Source organism: Enterococcus sp. (assembly GCF_032555305.1).
Classification (GTDB): domain Bacteria; phylum Bacillota; class Bacilli; order Lactobacillales; family Enterococcaceae; genus Enterococcus_A.
The window spans coordinates 178,177-194,899 of sequence record NZ_JAWGOQ010000003.1 but is presented as its reverse complement, the minus strand read 5'-3'; the positions used below and the strand labels follow the sequence as shown (position 1 = coordinate 194,899).

The window sequence follows — 16,723 nt, the reverse complement described above, 5'->3', positions numbered from 1 at the left end:
AGATCGTTCGAAAATGAACGGTCTTTTTATGTTGAAAACGATTGACAACAGGCACATGCAAATGTAAAATGCAAGTCAACACTTGCATTAATAGGAGGCGTGTAAAATGATTTCGGGAGCTGAGTTGGTTGTTAAGGCATTAATCAAAGAGCAGGTTGACGTTTGTTTTGCTTATCCGGGCGGGCAGGCGATTGATTTGTTTGATGCCCTCTATCAGAGAACAGAGTTTCGTGTAGTATTGCCGCGACATGAACAAGGGTTGATCCACGCGGCAGATGGTTATGCTCGCTCGACTGGAAAGGTCGGCGTTTGTATGGTGACCAGCGGACCGGGTGCGACTAATTTAGTCACGGGTATCGCTACAGCCGGGTATGATTCATCTCCACTAGTTTGTATTACAGGTCAGGTTTCAACACAACTGATTGGAAAGGACGCTTTTCAAGAAGTAGACATGGTAGGAATCTGTCGGTCAATTGCAAAGTACGCAGTAACCATCAAGAAACGAGAAGAATTAGGAACGATTTTGAAGAAAGCTTTTGTGATTGCCCAGTCAGGCAAACCGGGAGTGGTAGTGGTGGATATTCCCAAAAATATTCAACAAGAGCTTGGGTCTGGCGACTATCCAGAAGAAGTTGAAATCCGCGGCGGTAAAAAAATTCAAGTTATTCCTATTGAAAAATTGGAAGCAGTGGCTGAAATGTTGAACAGCGCTCAGAAGCCTGTTTTGCTGATTGGTGGCGGGGCTCATCGTGGAAGGGCTCATAAAGAATTATTAGCATTTATAAAAAAATACAATGTGCCAGTAGTCACTACGATCATGGGCAAGGGAGCTTTGCCCAGCGATCATCCAAATTATATTGGTAATGTCGGAATCCATGGCAGCTATGCAGCAAATCAAGCGATGACGAATAGTGATGTGTTGTTTGCTTTGGGGACTCGGCTAAATGATCGTGTAACTGGAAAGGCCGCAAGTTTTTGTCCTACAACAAAATTGATTCACTTGGACATTGATCCAGCAATCATTGATAAAAATGTTGATTCCTTGGTCAGATTAGTTGGAAATATCAAGGATACTCTGCCAAGAATCACTCGTTTGCTCCATACATCAGACCGCAGAGAGTGGTTCCAAGAGATCAAAAAAATGAACGATGCTTTGCCTGTTCACATGAGTGAAGCGGGATTGACACCAGAGACGATCATCAAAAAAATCAATGAGCATTTTTCCAACGCGATCGTGGTTACAGATGTCGGGCAAAACCAGCTTTGGACGACTCAATTTCTTGAGGTGACGAAAGATCGACAATTATTGACTTCAGGCGGATTAGGAACAATGGGCTTTGGCTTCCCAGCATCGATTGGGGCAAAATTGGGAAATCCTGAGAAGGTTGTTTTAACGATCACTGGCGATGGCGGGTTTCAAATGAATCTTCAGGAGCTTGCTACGGTTATGCAGGAGAAGATTCCGATCATCATCTGTATTTTTAATAACGGAAGTTTGGGGAATGTCCGTCAGTGGCAGGAGATGTTTTATGAAAAACGTTATTCCTACACGATACTGAAAGAGAAGGACCGCCCATACGTGCCAGACTTCATCGCATTAGCTCACAGCTATGGAGCAGACGGGCTGAGAATCACGAGTGAAGAGGAAATTGATGGTGCCTTCATGCTAGCAAAGAAGAACCAAAATGAAACCTTTGTACTAGAGTTCATGCTGGAGACAGAACAAAAAGTCATGCCGATCGTTGCTCCGGGTCAAAGCTTAAAGGAAATGATTGTTTATGAAAAGAACTGAACAGAAATGGCTAAGTGTATTTGTAGAAAATGAGATTGGCGTACTGGCGAGAGTCTCTGGATTATTTTCAGGGAAATTGTATAATTTAAATAGCTTGACTGTTGGTGAAACAGAATCGAAAGATATTTCACGAATGACGATCAGTCTGTTTAGTGATGACCGTACATTTGAGCAGGTTAAGCATCAGTTAAGTAATATGATCGAAGTGATCCAAGTCATTGATTATACCAATATCCCGATTCATGCGAAAGAAGTGATGTATATTAAGCTTCCTTGTCATGAAAACTCAGAAAATGAAATTGTTGCGCTAAAGCAAAGATTCGCATTTTCAATTATTGATCGCTCAGAAGAAAAGCTGCTGCTGGAAAGTGTAAACAGCGAGCTGCAGAATGATCAATTAATTGATCAGCTCCGGCAGTACATCACTAAAGAAATCGAAGTGATTCGGGGAGGGAGTGTGGCGATCGCAGGTCTTACGAAGGAGTAAAAATACTTGTATGAAAAATACCCGTACGAATATCATGGCAGCAACTAGAAAATTAATCGTTGAAAAAGGCTACAGTGATATGACAACGAAGGATATCGCAAAAGAAGCGCAGGTGAATGAGGCGACGCTGTTTCGGCAATTCGGCAGCAAGAAGGAATTGCTGCTGGCGACGTTAAGAGAGGCTGATTGGGTTCCTTCTGTGAACAAAAACATTATTAATCGTTTTCAGTGGGATTTGGCCAAGGATTTGCGACTGATAATGGAGGAATATCTGAAACAAGTAACACCGGAAATGGTTCGCTTTTCCCTAGGGCTCCGCGCGCAAGAAATATACGAAGAAACGATGCCATATGTGAGAAAAATTCCGGCTGCCTTCATTGAATTGTTGGGGGGTTATTTCATCGAAATGGTGGAAAAAAAAGAGATTGAAATCCGTGATCCTAAAGAATCAGCGGAGGTTATTTTCTCCAGTATGATCGGCTTTGCTTTTCTGCATGCCTATTCCAGTAGTGAACAATATGAACGAGAAGCAGCAAACTTTATATCTCATTCGACGGAACGCTTCATCCACGGGTTGAAATAAAAAAGGCTCGAGTGCTTTTTAATCTAAAGAGATTCCTTTTAAAAGACCACGAATCTTTTCTTTCAATAACCTTGTTTTCTTTGGATTTTCTCCACCAGTAGTCAATGCAATGCCAAAATCTTTTTCCTTGATTAAAGCCATATTGAAAAAATTGCTGTTGCTTTGGTTCGTTGTATCATTCACAAGCTGGCGCGGCGTTGTTTCGTTCAAGATGGCTCGATTGACTGCGGCGTTATTCGTGCAAATAAAAATTACCTGAAAACCGTTCGTATCACCATATTGAAAAGATCGTTCCCGCAATATCACTAAGCCATTTTCTTTGGCGTTGATTAGTGTTTCTGAGAATTTTGGTGCGATAACTATCGGTTTCGCACCTGCTTCCATCAGCCCGCAAACCTTTCGCGTGGCTATTTTTCCGCCGCCGACCACTAAGATCGAAAACTGCTTGATATCGATTAAGATGGGGTACATAAGCCTTCGCTCCTTAGTAAATGATTTTAGGGATTGTCGCTGTTCTGTTTAGAAAGATTCGTTAAGGCTTTCTTCTGTTCAAAGCGAAAATAGATAAAGTGAGATAGCACACCAAAGAATGCCGGTCCTAACAGTAAGGTTGAGAAATTAAGGTAATTTCCTAATTTCAACGGTTCATAAATTTGAAAGGCGATTGCGGCAAAAATACAAACACAGACACTTATGGAAAAAAGATAGTTTAAGGAATTACTTTTGATAATTAACGATTCCTTCTGGATGATCCGCTTTCTTAAAGAGAAAGGGAAGCTGGCGGCTACGATAAAGTAAGGGATCGCTCGCGAAACATTTGTCATGTAAGTCAATTGATTAAATAACTCAGACAAGAAGGTATTGCTAAATGAAAGCAGGCCAATAAACAATGAAATAAGCAAGGCTTGGATCCAAAGCGCATTCTCCGGCATTTGATTCTTATTCAAGGCGGAAAACTTCGGCCAAAATATTTTCGGAGTACTCTTGATCAAACTTTTTAATGGTCCGTAGCTTATCGAGCTAAGCAGACTTAGGTAAGCCAAGCCCATTGTCAGCGCTGTGTAACGGATAAAAATCTGCGTTAATAAATGAGTTGAACCAGCAGAGAGATTGAAGCTGACTGCTAATGTTTTTGCCAATTGTTCCATTACACCGTACATAAGATTTCCAAGATGCAATGAAGTGGAGTTCCGCAGGCCTTCAATGTTGTTTGCACAGCTCCAAATGACGATGCCGCTGACATATAATAATAACACGATAAACGAACTGATAATCACTGCCCGCGGGAATCTGCTGCGGCTTTTTTTGGTTTTGTCAGCGAGACTGGCAATCGTATCCAATCCGCCAAATGCAGTGATAGAAAATATGAAAAATGGCAATTGCGATAATAAACGACTGGAGGAACTTTGGAAAAAGCTCTGTACCGTAAGGCTATGATTGATATTTGACATTACCTGCCCGGGATTCCTAAAAATCAAAATCAAATTACCAGCAAGAGAAAGTATCAACAATCCCACCATCGCATAGCCGCTAATGTGCAAAAATCTAAAAATGACTTGGAAGCCGCGTTTGTTCATCCAAGTGATAAAAATAACTGCCAGGATAGAGAATAACGCCAACCAAATCTGTGGAGGAATTCCAAACCAATTGATGGTCGCAGTGATATCCCGTCCAAAGATCAGGATGGAGATCGGAATCAAAATCTTCATGAATAGGCTGATCATCCAAATGAAGTAGCTGCTGTACCATAAAAAGACGGTAGTGAAGGCGGCTTTAGGCGAGAGTGATTCCTTTAACCAATCATAGATCGCTCCTGAACGATGGGCGTATTTTTTGGTATATTGGGCAACGATCAGCGCATAAGGAATAAAATAGAACAGAGCACTGATGAAAAACCAAATAAGTGATTGACTTCCAAGCATGAAAAACGCTGAGATCATACTAGAAAATGAATACACGGTGGTGGTAATGATTAAGATCAAATTTTGTGAAGAATTCTTTTTAGTCATCGTCTGCTCCTGAAGGTCTTTTCTCCATCTTATTTTCTTTCAAAACAAAAGACAAGATGAAATATAAATCAAAAAGAATTGATTTAGTAAAATAGGATTGCTACAGAAGATCGAGATGACTGATAAATCAATGATTATGAGATCGTGAAAAGGATAATAGCAATATCTTGCTTTTTTTAATACGAAATAACAAAATTTGGCTGAAATATGCCGATTGAATATAGGGGAGTAGGATAAAAAAATGAGGGCACTATTGTTGAAGTTGATCAAGAGAATGGATTGGAAAATTTTTTTTACTGTAAGTAGTGAAGTTAGATGTCTAGCTGTCTAGCTATCTTTATGACAACTCACCCCTAACTGAATTGAGTATAGGGGCTTTCTATTAAAAATCATTTGCATCTAATTGAGATGGAAAAGTCTCCAGTTGCTTGTTTTTGAGATCGGGTTGCACATATGACTAATTTCTTTAGCTTTTTCAATCGATTTTGTTTCTGGTTTTCAGTATAGTAAAATATTGCTCTCTCTTTTATAAAATTAGCACAATGTGGCTGATTTTTAGAAAAACGTCAAGATTGACTGGAAACGTTTGCTATAATAATGGAAACTGAATAATTAATAACTGAACAAGGGAATGAGGTGAAAATCCTCAACAGCCCCTTTCTACTGTATATGCGGATGAACTCTCAGAAGCCACTTTTCGGGAAGGCGAGAAAGTAAGTTGATGCAAAGTCAGGATACCTTGCTCAGATATTTAAATAATTGGATTGGGAAGATTATTTTGCTGGCTACTTATTTGGTGTGTTTAGACAAATAAAAAAACGCGGCGAGACCATCTTTACTGGACTCGTCGCGTTTTATTTTTTAAGGAGGGAATTTATGATGAAGTATTCAACAAAGAAATTGGCAACATTGGCACTCTTGCTAGCGCTATGTGTGATTGGTGCAAACATCAAAATTTTAGGTTCGATCGCATTGGATTCTTTTCCCGCATTTATTGGAGCAATTATTTTGGGACCGGCCGCAGGCGCATTCTTAGGTTTTTTCGGACACATGATCTCGGCTCTGCTATCCGGCTTCCCTAATACTTTACCGATCCACTTGATCATTGCAGTTTTGATGGCGGCTTGTATGTTCTTCTATAGCTGGACCCGTAGAAAACTGCAAAAGAACAAAATAGTGGCATCAGTGGTCTCGATGCTTGTAGGTTATGTGATCAATGTACCATTAGATTTGCTTCTGCTTTATCCTTTGATGGGACCAGTCGTATTTATGCTTTTCGTACCGTTGACCCTCGCAACCGTCGTGAATTTGGGATTGTCTGAAATGGTGATTTTAGGAATTCCTCAGAAATATAAAGAAGCGATATTTCTAAAATAATCTAGAAGCGGAGTCGTAGTTATGGCAGTTAAGCATGGTGGCAACATTCAAGAAATCAGTGAAATCTATCAAATGGACAAGGACCGTTTGATAGATTTTAGTGCAAATATCAATCCGTTGGGTATTCCTGAGGGGGTCAAGAGGGTCCTTACTAAAGGTATCGAGGAGCTAGTTCATTATCCGGATATTCGATATCGTTCGTTAATCCAATCAATTGCTGCTTTTCACGAGCTTCCAGAAGAATTTGTTTACCCGGCCAACGGTGCCGCTGAAGCAATCTTTATGCTGGGAAGAACATTCAAGGTAGACAAGCTGCTTTTGCTGGCACCGACATTCATGGAATATGAGGCGTCATTTAGCCAGCAGCAAACAGAATTTTGCTATTTCAATTTAGAGCAGCGAGATTTTCAGTGGTCAATTTCAGAATTGATACAGTCAGCAATAAAGCAGCAAGCAACAGGTATTTGTCTTTGCAATCCTAATAATCCAACGGGTCAATTACTGAAGCAGACTGAATTGGACAAATTATTAATATTTTGTCGAGAGAACGAAATTGTTTTAATTGTAGATGAAGCTTTCGTCGATTTTACAAGAGAAGAAAATTCTTTTGTTTCTTCACTTAAAGATTATTCGAACTTGTTCATTTTTCGATCAATGACGAAAATGTTTGCAATCCCCGGCTTGCGCTTGGGTTACTTGCTTACAAGTAATCGAGCGATCCTAGCTGATATTGAAGAGAAAACGGTGCCCTGGCACATTAATACGTTTGCCGATCTTGCGGGGCAACAGGCATTGAAAGAAGGACAATTTATTAAGGATAGTCAGCAGTACACTGCCCAAGAACGGGATTTTTTGGAAAAGGGCTTATCTGCTTATAAAGAGCTGGAGCTATTTCCCAGCCAGACGAATTTTCTTTTCTTTCGCTATCTTGGCTCTGGCTGTCTGCAAGAAAAAATGATCAGAAAAAATATTCTGATTCGAAACTGCAACAGCTTTAAAGGCCTGACCCAGAAATATTATCGGATAGCGGTTAAGTCAAGAGAAGATAATCAGGCATTACTCCAAGCATTGGAGGCGATATTATGCGAGTGACTGCTTCCTGTCCCGGTTCATGCGGGGAACTTATTCAAGGCTGGTTCGGAGATTCGCAAAAATTAGTTAGTTATGGGATCAATCGTTTTTCACGGGTGACAATCAGTTCTGAAAAAAATCCTGAAGCGTCCAAACCAAAAGTTGAAGAGGCTTTAAGACAAACATTGACATATTTAGAAGTTTCAAGCAGAGAAGCTGATAATTTTTTGCTTGAGATTGATTCGGATTTACCTGTGGCTAAAGGAATGGCCAGCAGTACTGCGGATATTGCTGCGACTTGTCAAGCTGTCGCTGGTTATTATGGAAAACAGCTTTCCAGGGATGAAATAGTCGATATTTGCTTAGCCATTGAGCGAACAGACAGCATCCTTTTTCCAACGCTCACTTTATTTGAACAAAAGAATGGTTCAGTTAGAGAGAGCAGCGGGTGGGCACCCCATTTTTATGTGATCGTTTTGGAGCCAGAAGAAACATTAGCAACAGATGTTTTTCATTCAGTGGAAAATGATCGCCTATTTTATCAACAGCGAGAACGTTTTGCAGAAGTGTTTCGGCATTACCAACAAGCGGTCAAAGATAAGTCACTGCAAAAACTGGGTGAAGCGGCCATGCAAAGTGCTGTACTAAATCAGGAGATTTTACCCAAGCCTTATTTTGTAGAGCTACTAAAACTTCAGCAATGTCATCAATGGCTGGGGATTAATGTTGCTCACAGCGGTTCAGTAGTCGGGATAATGATTGAGACGTTAGCAGAAATTCCTGCAACATTAGCTGTGATTCAGCGTTCTGAACTGTCTCGCTGGTATTCAAAAGTGAAGGTTCATGAAAGCTGTTATGAAGGCGTACAACTGATAGAAGCGAGGGGAAAGAATGAAGAAGCTGATGATCGCAGCCGTCTCCAGCGGCTCAGGAAAAACGACGATCACACTTGGATTAATGAAGCTTTTGCAAAATCGAGGCTTTCAAATCCAGCCTTATAAGGTTGGTCCAGATTATGTCGATACCGAATATCATACGCGAATTACAGGCAAACCTTCTCGCAATTTAGATATGTTTTTAGTTCAAGATAGTACCCGTTTACAACTGCTATTCGAAAAGGAAGCTCAGCACGCCGATATTTGTGTGATTGAAGGAGTAATGGGGCTTTTTGATGGATTAGGTGTGGACAAAGATTTTTGTTCTAGTGCTGGAGTCGCTAAGCAGTTAAATTGTCCAGTCCTGCTGGTAGTCAACGGACAATCAGCTTCAACATCGGTAGCAGCTGTCGTAAAAGGTTTTGCCGAATTTGATCCTGACTTAGTGATTTGCGGAGTGATCATCAATAAGGTTGCTTCTGAAACCCATTATCAGCTGATTAAAAAAGCTGTGGAAACCTATACGAATGTTCCAGTTTTTGGTTATTTGAAACGAGAAAAGGGTGTAGAGTTGCCTTCCAGACAATTAGGGCTGGTACCTGACCGAGAAATCAGCGATGCCACAGAGAAGATTCAACAAGTCGCAGAGTCTTTGGATCGCACCTTTGATCTTAACGGGCTTTTTGAGAAACTTCCGAACGAAAAGGTATCTTACTCATCGCCAAATTATCCGCAATTCTCTGGGATTAAGGTGGCCTACGCCTTAGATGAAGCGTTCCATTTTTATTATCAAGACAATCTTGAGTTATTGACAGCTTATGGCGTAGAGCTGATTGCTTTTAGTCCAATGAAGGATAATCAACTTCCTGCAGCGGACCTGTACTATTTTGGTGGCGGTTATCCAGAAGAATTTGCTCAGGAGCTTTCTGAAAATCAAGAGATGCGTCAGAGCATTAAAAAAAAGCATGAGCAGGGAGCATTCATATTAGCCGAGTGCGGCGGACTGATGTATTTAGGTTCGGGTTTCAACAGTGGTGAGCACTATTATCCTATGGTGGGAATTTTTGCTGGAGTTAGTGAAATGACTTCGGGCCTGCGAAAATTCGGCTACTGCTACGGAAAACTGGAGCGGGATACATTAATCGGAAAAAAAGGAACGACAGTGGTTGGACATGAATTTCATCATTCGATTTTTACTAGTCACGAACCGACTGTTTTAGAAATGACTAAAAAACGTGACGGAGAAGTAGTGAAACGCTGGACAGGAGGTTACCAGCTGAAGAATACATTTGCCAGTTATATGCATCTCCATTTTTATCAAAGTGCGGACTTTTTGTTGAATATGTTGGAGCAAGTGAGGACGGGCCTATGATTCATTGGATTATCACCGCATTTATTTTGGATTTATTGATCGGCGATCCTTATAGCTGGCCCCATCCGATCAAGGTGATCGGAAACTTTATCGCATGGTTTCAGGAACGATTCACACAAACGAAAAATGATCAGGAAAAATATCGTTGGGGTGTCATCTTATGGCTCATCACGGTATGCGGGTCGGGACTTGCAACTTACGGAATTTTACGAATTGGTTTTCTAATCCATCCTTTTCTTGGAACATTCTGTTACGTCTATTTGGCATACACTACACTGGCGACGAAAAGCTTAGCGCTGGAGGGACGAAAAGTTTATCAGAAGCTGATGCACGATAGTTTGGATAATGCTCGTAAGCAAGTAGGAATGATTGTTGGAAGAGATACCAATGAGTTATCAAAAGAGGAAATTACGAAAGCAACCATCGAAACAGTGGCTGAGAACACGAGTGATGGTGTGATTGCTCCGCTGCTATGTCTATTTCTTGGCGGTCCTACGTTAGCAATGATGTACAAGGCAGTCAATACACTGGATTCGATGGTGGGCTATGTGACACCAAAATATCGGGCAATCGGCTGGTTTTCTGCAAAAATGGATGACCTTTGGAATTTTATTCCGGCTCGCTTGACATGGCTCTATTTATTAGCAGCGTCGAAGGTATTACGGCTAAATACAGCGAATGCTTGGAAGGTTGGGAAAACGGATTGTCGGAATCATAAAAGTCCTAATAGCGGTTACCCTGAAGCAGTCGTAGCCGGCGCGTTAGGAATTCAACTTGGCGGAACACATCTCTATCATGGCGTTGAGATTTATAAACCAACGATTGGTGTTTCTCTTCGTACGGCCAAGCCGCAAGATATTTTGACGGCGAATGCATTGTTGTATGCGACGGCGGTTCTTAGTTTGATCGTATTCAGTATCAAAGCAATTATTATCAATTATTATTTTTAAGAGAAGGGGCAGACAAGTGGACTATATAAGAAATCCTCAAATGATTGAAACAGAAAGCTTCAAGATTATCCAAGGAATTATCGACCAAGATTTTCCGAATTTTGTTTATTCCAGTCCAACGGAAGAGCAGATCATTAAGCGTGTCATCCATACGAGTGCCGATTTCGATTATTTGAAAAATCTGGTCTTTTCGAATGACGTGATCGTGGAGCTTGAGAAATTTTTCTTGGCAGGAAGCGGAACGATTTTTACAGATACGACGATGGCTCTCAGCGGTATCAATAAACGCGTTCTAGACAAGCTGGGCATACGTTATGAATGTTATATCGCTGATCCTGAAGTCGCCGAACAAGCGAAGATCAAAGGGATGACCCGCTCAATGGTGGGGATCGAGCGCGCGGCAACGATTGCTGGTCCAAAGCTTTTTGTCATTGGAAATGCACCGACAGCGATTTTTAAATTGTTGGAGCTGATTGAACGGGGAGAGCTGGAAGCTGCTGCTGTCATTGGTGCTCCTGTTGGTTTTGTTGGAGCAGCTGAATCAAAAGAGGCATTGTTTGAGAGTGACGTTCCGGCGATCGTAGCCAGAGGACGCAAGGGCGGAAGCAACGTAGCGGCTGCGATCATCAATGCAATGCTGTATCAGCTGGTGGAAAGGGAAAACTGATGGAAGAGTTTGTTTTCTATAACGGCAAGAAATTACGTAAGGGGTATACGACCGGCTCTTGCGCGACTGCTGCAGCGACTGCCGCAACGGCTTTCTTGTTCGATGAAGAAGCTTTCGAGGAAATTCAAATCGAACTGCCTAGTAAGGAAAATTTATTGATCCCGATCGCTGGGCTTGAAGCAACCGAGGATGGCTGTCAGGCCTTCGTTGTGAAGGATGGCGGCGATGATGTTGATGCTACGGACGGCATGATGATTGGGGTAAAAGTAGTTAAGACTTCTGGCCATCAAATTATCATTGATGGCGGAAGCGGAATTGGCCGAGTCACCGAAGTCGGATTACAGATTCCTGTCGGAGAGGCGGCGATTAATCCGGTGCCGCGAAAAATGATCGAAGAATCAGTTCGTAAAATCATTGGGCCCAAGCAAGGAGCGGAAATCACCGTTTTTGCACCAGAAGGAGAAGCTATTGCGAATCAAACGATGAATCGACGCTTAGGTATTCTGGGGGGCATCTCGATTTTGGGTACAACTGGTATCGTCACACCGATGTCTGAGGAAGGCTGGAAGCAGTCGATCTCCTTAGAGCTGGAGATGAAGAAGAGCCAAGGGCATCGTTCGGTGATCCTGTGTCCTGGAAACTACGGCGAAGACTTTGTCTTGAATACGTTGAAATTAAGCAGTGACAGGATTGTTTCTATGAGTAATTTTGTCGGCTATGTTTTAAAAGAGGTCCAGCGCTTGGAATTCGAAAAAGTCTTGATGGTTGGGCATTTAGGCAAGCTGATCAAGGTCTCGGCGGGCATCTTTTCTACTCATAGCAAAGACGCCGATGCTCGTACCGAAATTTTGATCGCAAATCTTGCTTTGCTGGGTATGCCTGTCGCGCAATTGAAAGAAATCCAAAAATGCTTAACGACTGAGGCGGCTGGAGAAATTATTGCCGACACGGGGTATGAAGCGGTCTATCAAGTCATCGCTGATAAAGTAAAGAAACGCTCGGAGGATTTATTAAAATACCGAAAACATGAGCCAAGGATCGAAGTGGTACTCTTTTCTTCCCAAAGAGGTTACTTAGCTTCATCCCTACCGTTGGCGTTGTTGAAGGAGGAATGGCGATGATCACAGTCGTTGGTATCGGACCAGGAGGAACGCCAGAGTATTTGTTTGATGGCGTACAAGAAGCCCTCGAAGCGGCGGATTTGATTATCGGCAGTGAGCGGCAGCTAGAAATCGTTCCGATAAATAAAAAACAAAATTGCCAGCGGCTTCCACGTAAGTTAGATGATTTGGAGGAGCTTTTAGCAAATTGTAAAGAGGACCAGATCGTTCTTTTAGCTTCAGGGGATCCACTAACATACGGCATTGGAAAATGGCTCATCCAGCGTTTCCCAGCAGCAGAACTAAATATTCTTCCAGGTATCAGTTCACTGCATTATTTATTCAATCAATTGAAGCTTCCGATGGAGGATTGCTACATTACCAGCAGTCATGGCAAAGTGCCGGATTATTCGTTGATTTTTCAATTGCCAAAGGTCGGTATGGTAACAGACAAGGCGATCGGGCCTTATCAATTAGCGCAGGAAGCAGTTCAACGAGGGAAGAACCCAACGTTTTATATTGGAGAAAAACTCAGCTATTCTGATGAGAAAATCAGATGCTGCAAAGCTGATGAGGTTCCCGATGAAGACTATCAAATGAATGCGGTGGTGATAATCAATGAAGGATGATTGTTTTATTCGCGGTGCGGTTCCCATGACGAAGGAAGAGGTTCGAACCGTCAGTCTAGCAAAGCTGCAACTAAGCGATGCGGAGAAATTTTTGGATATTGGGACTGGGACAGGAAGCATTGCAATCGAAGCGGCTCACCTATACCCGCAGCTGAATGTTACAACGATCGATTCAAATCAAACCGCATTGGATGTACTGAAGCAAAACCAAGCAAAATTTCAGGTGGAAAATATCCGAAGTATTCTGGGAAAAGCGCCAATTGAAATTGAGGATAAGTTTGATGCGATCTTTGTTGGCGGCACAGGCGGGAATATGACCGAGATATTGTCTTGGAGCTTTGAACAGTTAAAGGTCGGCGGTCGCTTAGTACTAAATTTCATCTTATTAGAAAACGCCTTTGAGGCAATCGATTGGCTGGAGAACAATCAGCATTCCTTTCAAGCAATTCAACTGCAGGCCAGCCATTTTACCAAATTAGGACAAGGGCATTATTTTAAGCCGCAAAACCCAGTGATTATTATTGAGACGAGAAAAGAGGAGTAAGCGTATGGCGAAGGTACATTTTGTTGGTGCAGGACCGGGTGATCCGGAATTGATTACATTTAAGGGATATCAGCTGTTGAAATCAGCCGATGTCGTGATTTATGCAGGTTCACTTGTGAATCCTGAATTGTTAAATTATTGCAGGGAAGATTGTAAGATTTTCAATAGTGCATCAATGGATCTAACCGAAATCATTGACGAGATGGAGCGGGGCGTTCAAGTCGGCAAAGAGGTCATCCGCCTGCAGACAGGTGATTTTTCCATCTATGGTTCCATTCGCGAGCAAATCGAAGAGCTAAAAAAACGCGACATCGAATTTACTTGTACCCCAGGAGTCAGTTCTTTTTTGGGGGCAGCCTCTAGTTTAGGTGTGGAATACACAGTTCCAGAGGTTTCCCAAAGTGTGATCATTACTCGCACGGCTGGCAGGACACCAGTACCGGAAAAAGAAAGCTTGCGTTCTTTTGCTCAACATCAAACTTCGATGGTGATTTTTCTCTCTGTTCAAGGGATTAAGCAAGTGGCTGAAGAATTATTGACAGGCGGTTATCAACCAACGACACCGGTTGCGGTTGTCTACAAAGCTACTTGGCCGGAAGAAAAGAAAATCGTCAGTACTTTAGAAAAAATCGCCGAGCAAATTGAAGAAGCCGATATTAGGAAAACCGCTTTGATCATGGTGGGGGAATTTTTAGGAGACGAGTTCTATTATTCCAAATTATATGATGCCAATTTTAAGCATGAATATCGCGATGTGAAGAGCGATGACTAGATCGGCAATTTTGGCTTTGACTACAGCTGGGATCAAATTGGCGAAAGAACTGCGAGACAATTGGGATCCAGAGGTGCCGATTTTTGTATCGGAGGATCAAGTGGAAGAAGGATTGCTGCTTTTTCCTACCGGGAAATTCAAAACCGGCATTCAAGCATTGTTTAAGGAATATGACGCACTCATTTGCATCATGGCGACCGGGATCGTAGTTCGCAGCATTGCCGAGGTGTTGGAGGATAAGCGGAATGATCCAGCGATTATTGTCATTGACGAAAAAGGCCGGCATACGATCAGCCTTTTATCAGGGCATATTGGCGGCGCAAATCAATTGACACTGGAAATCGCTGCAAAATTAAACAGCTGTCCGGTGATCACGACTGCCACGGATGTGCAAAATGTAACAGCGCTTGATCTGCTGAGCAAAGAACTAAACGCTTGGTATGCCGATTTTAAAGAGACGACCAAAAGAATAAATCGTCTTTTAGCAGAGCATCAAAAGGTCGGATTGATTCAGCGGGAGGAGTGGGTGAAAGATCTTCGGGGGCTTAATGTGCTCCAAGAAAATGATTCATTTGATCCTTATGATGCAGTCCTGCTGATTTCGAATAAAAATGAAAAGTTGAACACTAATAAAGTGATTCAGATCGTCCCAAGGCGCTATGTCTTAGGTATCGGAGCAAAAAAAGGGATTGATTTTTCGATTATCAAGGAAGAATATCTTAATTTCTGTCAATCAGTCGATATCCATCATCGCGGTATCCAGAAAATTACCAGTATTGATTTAAAAAAGACAGAAAAAGGTATAAAACAATTAGCAGATTGGTTGGAAGTTCCTTTTGAAACCTATTCATCTGCAGAATTAGCAACTGTTTCAGAAAAATATCCGCAGTCAGCCTTTGTCAGAGAAGTAACGGGTGTAGGCAGTGTTAGTTTGGCGGCGGCTGATTTAGCAAGTAATGGACAAGTAGTGACAGAGCGCTATGCGAATAAAGGAGTCACCTTTGCATTGGGAAAGGATGAAGACGGCACATGTTGTATGTTGTAGGATTAGGACCTGGTGAAAAAGAAAAAATGTCGCTTGAAGCCCTCGAAGTGATCAAAAAAGTCGAAGTAATCGTGGGCTATACGACTTATGTTCGCTTGATCAAAGAATTAGTCGGCGAAAAGGAAATCGTCAGTACAGGGATGAAACAGGAAATTGATCGCTGTAAAAAGGCGATTGAACTGGCGAAAACTGGTCAAGATGTTGCGGTTATTTCTAGTGGAGATGCAGGGGTCTATGGAATGGCTGGCTTGATTTTAGAGCTGACCAGTCAAATGGACGAAGAGATTCCGGTTAAAGTTATTCCCGGAATTACAGCCAGCATTGCTGGTGCCGCACTATTAGGAGCACCGTTAATGAATGATTTTTGTCATATTAGCTTAAGTGATCTGATGACGCCATGGGAAATGATTGAAAAACGGCTGCACGCAGCTGCTAGTGCGGATTTTGTTATTTGCTTATATAATCCTCGCAGTAAAGGTCGCCCCAATCATTTAGCCAAAGCATTAGCAATTATTCAACAATATAAATCAACGGATACGATCGTTGGTTTGGCTAAAGATGTCGGGCGGAAAAAAGAACAAGCTGTTCTGACGACAATCGCTGATTTGGATGAAACGCTGGTAGACATGACGACAGTCGTTTTAGTAGGAAATAAGGAAACCTATATCTCTAACAATCGAATGATCACTCCGCGAGGGTATCAATTATGATCCTGTTGCTTGGCGGTACCTCTGACAGTCTGAAAATAGCGGAAGAATTAAATAAAGGCCATCAAGATTTCTATTTATCTGTTGTTTCAGATTATGGCGAAAGCTTAGCCGCGGCGATGGCAAAGCAGGTCATTAAAGGCCGCTTAACGACGGCAGAGATGATTGATTTCATTGAGAAGTACCAAATTACAGAAATGATTGATGCCACCCATCCTTACGCGGTCGAAGTGTCGAAGAATGCGATGTTAGCGTGCGCTCAGATAGGAAGAAAATATTATCGTTTTGAACGGCCGTCATTGATTTCTGAAGACATGCTGACCGTGGATTCAGTAAAAGCAGCTTGTGAGAAGGCTTTGGAATATTCAGGCAAAATCTATTTAACAACTGGAAGTAAAACATTACAGGAATTCCTTCGCTATCTGCCAAAAGAGCGAATTATCGTTAGAGTATTGCCGACAGTGGAAGTAGTAACGTCGATTGAAAAACAGGGACTAAGTACGGACCAAATCGAAGCCATCAAGGGGCCTTTTTCGAAAGCGTTGAATCGTGAGCTGTTGATCCACAATCAAGCGGGCGTGATGATCACCAAAGAAAGCGGTCAAGCAGGCGGCTTCTTAGAAAAGGTCGAAGCCTGTAACGAACTGGCTGTTCCTTGCATTGTGTTGACACGGGAACAAATAAACTATCCAAATAAGTTTTCTTCTATTAAAGAACTTATTGATCAAGTAAAGGGGTAATGA

The 16,723-nt window shown here is 42.1% G+C and carries 18 protein-coding genes and 1 riboswitch; of the genes, 16 read left to right on the top strand and 2 right to left on the bottom strand.

All coding sequences use genetic code 11. From position 1 onward, the window contains the following. Positions 1 to 106: 106 nt before the first annotated feature. The 3 genes from ilvB to E6139_RS03920 are packed head-to-tail and all read left to right on the top strand — an operon-like array spanning position 107 to position 2,862. Positions 107 to 1,792, top strand: coding sequence for a biosynthetic-type acetolactate synthase large subunit (ilvB, locus tag E6139_RS03930; RefSeq protein ID WP_316401757.1), 1,686 nt, complete (start codon positions 107 to 109; stop codon positions 1,790 to 1,792). Next, positions 1,779 to 2,279, top strand: coding sequence for an acetolactate synthase small subunit (gene ilvN, locus E6139_RS03925; protein WP_316401756.1), 501 nt, complete (start codon positions 1,779 to 1,781; stop codon positions 2,277 to 2,279). The genes ilvB and ilvN overlap by 14 nt, the downstream gene beginning before the upstream one ends. A gap of 10 nt (positions 2,280 to 2,289) precedes the next feature. Continuing rightward, positions 2,290 to 2,862, top strand: coding sequence for a helix-turn-helix domain-containing protein (locus E6139_RS03920; protein WP_316401755.1), 573 nt, complete (start codon positions 2,290 to 2,292; stop codon positions 2,860 to 2,862). An 18-nt stretch (positions 2,863 to 2,880) separates the two neighbouring features. On the opposite strand, the gene E6139_RS03915 is transcribed toward E6139_RS03920, so the two are convergent. Both E6139_RS03915 and E6139_RS03910 read right to left on the bottom strand, forming a co-directional pair. Next, positions 2,881 to 3,333: a bifunctional precorrin-2 dehydrogenase/sirohydrochlorin ferrochelatase gene (locus E6139_RS03915; RefSeq protein WP_316401754.1), complete on the bottom strand. Its 453-nt coding sequence runs from the start codon at positions 3,331 to 3,333 to the stop codon at positions 2,881 to 2,883. A 26-nt stretch (positions 3,334 to 3,359) separates the two neighbouring features. Continuing rightward, the gene (locus E6139_RS03910) at positions 3,360 to 4,871 is read right to left on the bottom strand and encodes an amino acid permease (protein WP_316401753.1); all 1,512 of its coding nucleotides are present in this window, start codon (positions 4,869 to 4,871) and stop codon (positions 3,360 to 3,362) included. A 589-nt stretch (positions 4,872 to 5,460) separates the two neighbouring features. Next, a riboswitch (cobalamin riboswitch) is annotated at positions 5,461 to 5,633 on the top strand. 114 nt (positions 5,634 to 5,747) lie between these two features. On the opposite strand from E6139_RS03910, the gene E6139_RS03905 reads away from it, so the two are divergent. The 13 genes from E6139_RS03905 to cobK are packed head-to-tail and all read left to right on the top strand — an operon-like array spanning position 5,748 to position 16,720. Continuing rightward, entirely contained in the window at positions 5,748 to 6,248 is a 501-nt protein-coding gene (locus E6139_RS03905; protein WP_316401752.1) for an ECF transporter S component, read from the top strand. A 21-nt stretch (positions 6,249 to 6,269) separates the two neighbouring features. After that, on the top strand, positions 6,270 to 7,340 hold the full coding sequence (gene cobD, locus E6139_RS03900) for a threonine-phosphate decarboxylase CobD (protein WP_316401751.1): 1,071 nt from the start codon (positions 6,270 to 6,272) through the stop codon (positions 7,338 to 7,340). Beyond that, positions 7,331 to 8,320, top strand: a complete 990-nt coding sequence (locus E6139_RS03895) for a hypothetical protein (protein WP_316401750.1) — start codon at positions 7,331 to 7,333, stop codon at positions 8,318 to 8,320. Before cobD ends, E6139_RS03895 begins: the two co-directional genes overlap by 10 nt. Further along, positions 8,211 to 9,566, top strand: coding sequence for a cobyrinate a,c-diamide synthase (locus tag E6139_RS03890; protein ID WP_316401749.1), 1,356 nt, complete (start codon positions 8,211 to 8,213; stop codon positions 9,564 to 9,566). Before E6139_RS03895 ends, E6139_RS03890 begins: the two co-directional genes overlap by 110 nt. Next, the gene (cbiB, locus tag E6139_RS03885) at positions 9,563 to 10,516 is read left to right on the top strand and encodes an adenosylcobinamide-phosphate synthase CbiB (RefSeq protein ID WP_316401748.1); all 954 of its coding nucleotides are present in this window, start codon (positions 9,563 to 9,565) and stop codon (positions 10,514 to 10,516) included. Before E6139_RS03890 ends, cbiB begins: the two co-directional genes overlap by 4 nt. 16 nt (positions 10,517 to 10,532) lie before the next feature. Beyond that, positions 10,533 to 11,183, top strand: a complete 651-nt coding sequence (locus E6139_RS03880; RefSeq protein ID WP_316401747.1) for a cobalt-precorrin-8 methylmutase — start codon at positions 10,533 to 10,535, stop codon at positions 11,181 to 11,183. Next, entirely contained in the window at positions 11,183 to 12,304 is a 1,122-nt protein-coding gene (cbiD, locus tag E6139_RS03875; RefSeq protein ID WP_316401746.1) for a cobalt-precorrin-5B (C(1))-methyltransferase CbiD, read from the top strand. Before E6139_RS03880 ends, cbiD begins: the two co-directional genes overlap by 1 nt. Beyond that, positions 12,295 to 12,912 (top strand): cobalt-precorrin-7 (C(5))-methyltransferase, encoded by a 618-nt coding sequence (locus E6139_RS03870; RefSeq protein ID WP_316401745.1) that lies wholly within the window; start codon positions 12,295 to 12,297, stop codon positions 12,910 to 12,912. The genes cbiD and E6139_RS03870 overlap by 10 nt, the downstream gene beginning before the upstream one ends. Further along, a complete protein-coding gene (locus tag E6139_RS03865) occupies positions 12,902 to 13,456 on the top strand; it encodes a decarboxylating cobalt-precorrin-6B (C(15))-methyltransferase (protein ID WP_316401744.1) in 555 nt (184 codons plus the stop codon). Before E6139_RS03870 ends, E6139_RS03865 begins: the two co-directional genes overlap by 11 nt. A gap of 4 nt (positions 13,457 to 13,460) precedes the next feature. Then, positions 13,461 to 14,228 carry a cobalt-precorrin-4 methyltransferase gene (locus E6139_RS03860; RefSeq protein WP_316401743.1) on the top strand — a complete coding sequence of 256 codons (768 nt, stop codon included), beginning with the start codon at positions 13,461 to 13,463 and terminating at the stop codon, positions 14,226 to 14,228. Continuing rightward, positions 14,221 to 15,273: a cobalt-precorrin 5A hydrolase gene (locus tag E6139_RS03855; RefSeq protein ID WP_316401742.1), complete on the top strand. Its 1,053-nt coding sequence runs from the start codon at positions 14,221 to 14,223 to the stop codon at positions 15,271 to 15,273. The genes E6139_RS03860 and E6139_RS03855 overlap by 8 nt, the downstream gene beginning before the upstream one ends. Continuing rightward, positions 15,258 to 15,983 (top strand): precorrin-3B C(17)-methyltransferase, encoded by a 726-nt coding sequence (gene cobJ / locus E6139_RS03850; protein ID WP_316401741.1) that lies wholly within the window; start codon positions 15,258 to 15,260, stop codon positions 15,981 to 15,983. The genes E6139_RS03855 and cobJ overlap by 16 nt, the downstream gene beginning before the upstream one ends. Then, entirely contained in the window at positions 15,980 to 16,720 is a 741-nt protein-coding gene (cobK, locus tag E6139_RS03845; protein ID WP_316401740.1) for a precorrin-6A reductase, read from the top strand. The genes cobJ and cobK overlap by 4 nt, the downstream gene beginning before the upstream one ends. Positions 16,721 to 16,723 lie beyond the last annotated feature (3 nt).

Bases quoted from the DNA above. Each gene is read 5' to 3' on its own strand.
- E6139_RS03895 (WP_316401750.1), top strand. From the start codon at position 7,331: ATGCGAGTGACTGCTTCCTGTCCCGGTTCATGCGGGGAACTTATTCAA.
- E6139_RS03855 (WP_316401742.1), top strand. From the start codon at position 14,221: ATGACTAGATCGGCAATTTTGGCTTTGACTACAGCTGGGATCAAATTG.
- ilvB (WP_316401757.1), top strand. From the start codon at position 107: ATGATTTCGGGAGCTGAGTTGGTTGTTAAGGCATTAATCAAAGAGCAG.
- E6139_RS03865 (WP_316401744.1), top strand. From the start codon at position 12,902: ATGAAGGATGATTGTTTTATTCGCGGTGCGGTTCCCATGACGAAGGAA.
- E6139_RS03870 (WP_316401745.1), top strand. From the start codon at position 12,295: ATGGCGATGATCACAGTCGTTGGTATCGGACCAGGAGGAACGCCAGAG.
- E6139_RS03860 (WP_316401743.1), top strand. From the start codon at position 13,461: ATGGCGAAGGTACATTTTGTTGGTGCAGGACCGGGTGATCCGGAATTG.
- cobJ (WP_316401741.1), top strand. From the start codon at position 15,258: ATGTTGTATGTTGTAGGATTAGGACCTGGTGAAAAAGAAAAAATGTCG.
- E6139_RS03920 (WP_316401755.1), top strand. From the start codon at position 2,290: ATGAAAAATACCCGTACGAATATCATGGCAGCAACTAGAAAATTAATC.
- E6139_RS03905 (WP_316401752.1), top strand. From the start codon at position 5,748: ATGATGAAGTATTCAACAAAGAAATTGGCAACATTGGCACTCTTGCTA.
- cbiD (WP_316401746.1), top strand. From the start codon at position 11,183: ATGGAAGAGTTTGTTTTCTATAACGGCAAGAAATTACGTAAGGGGTAT.
- E6139_RS03910 (WP_316401753.1), bottom strand. From the start codon at position 4,871: ATGACTAAAAAGAATTCTTCACAAAATTTGATCTTAATCATTACCACC.
- cbiB (WP_316401748.1), top strand. From the start codon at position 9,563: ATGATTCATTGGATTATCACCGCATTTATTTTGGATTTATTGATCGGC.
- cobK (WP_316401740.1), top strand. From the start codon at position 15,980: ATGATCCTGTTGCTTGGCGGTACCTCTGACAGTCTGAAAATAGCGGAA.
- cobD (WP_316401751.1), top strand. From the start codon at position 6,270: ATGGCAGTTAAGCATGGTGGCAACATTCAAGAAATCAGTGAAATCTAT.
- ilvN (WP_316401756.1), top strand. From the start codon at position 1,779: ATGAAAAGAACTGAACAGAAATGGCTAAGTGTATTTGTAGAAAATGAG.
- E6139_RS03915 (WP_316401754.1), bottom strand. From the start codon at position 3,333: ATGTACCCCATCTTAATCGATATCAAGCAGTTTTCGATCTTAGTGGTC.
- E6139_RS03890 (WP_316401749.1), top strand. From the start codon at position 8,211: ATGAAGAAGCTGATGATCGCAGCCGTCTCCAGCGGCTCAGGAAAAACG.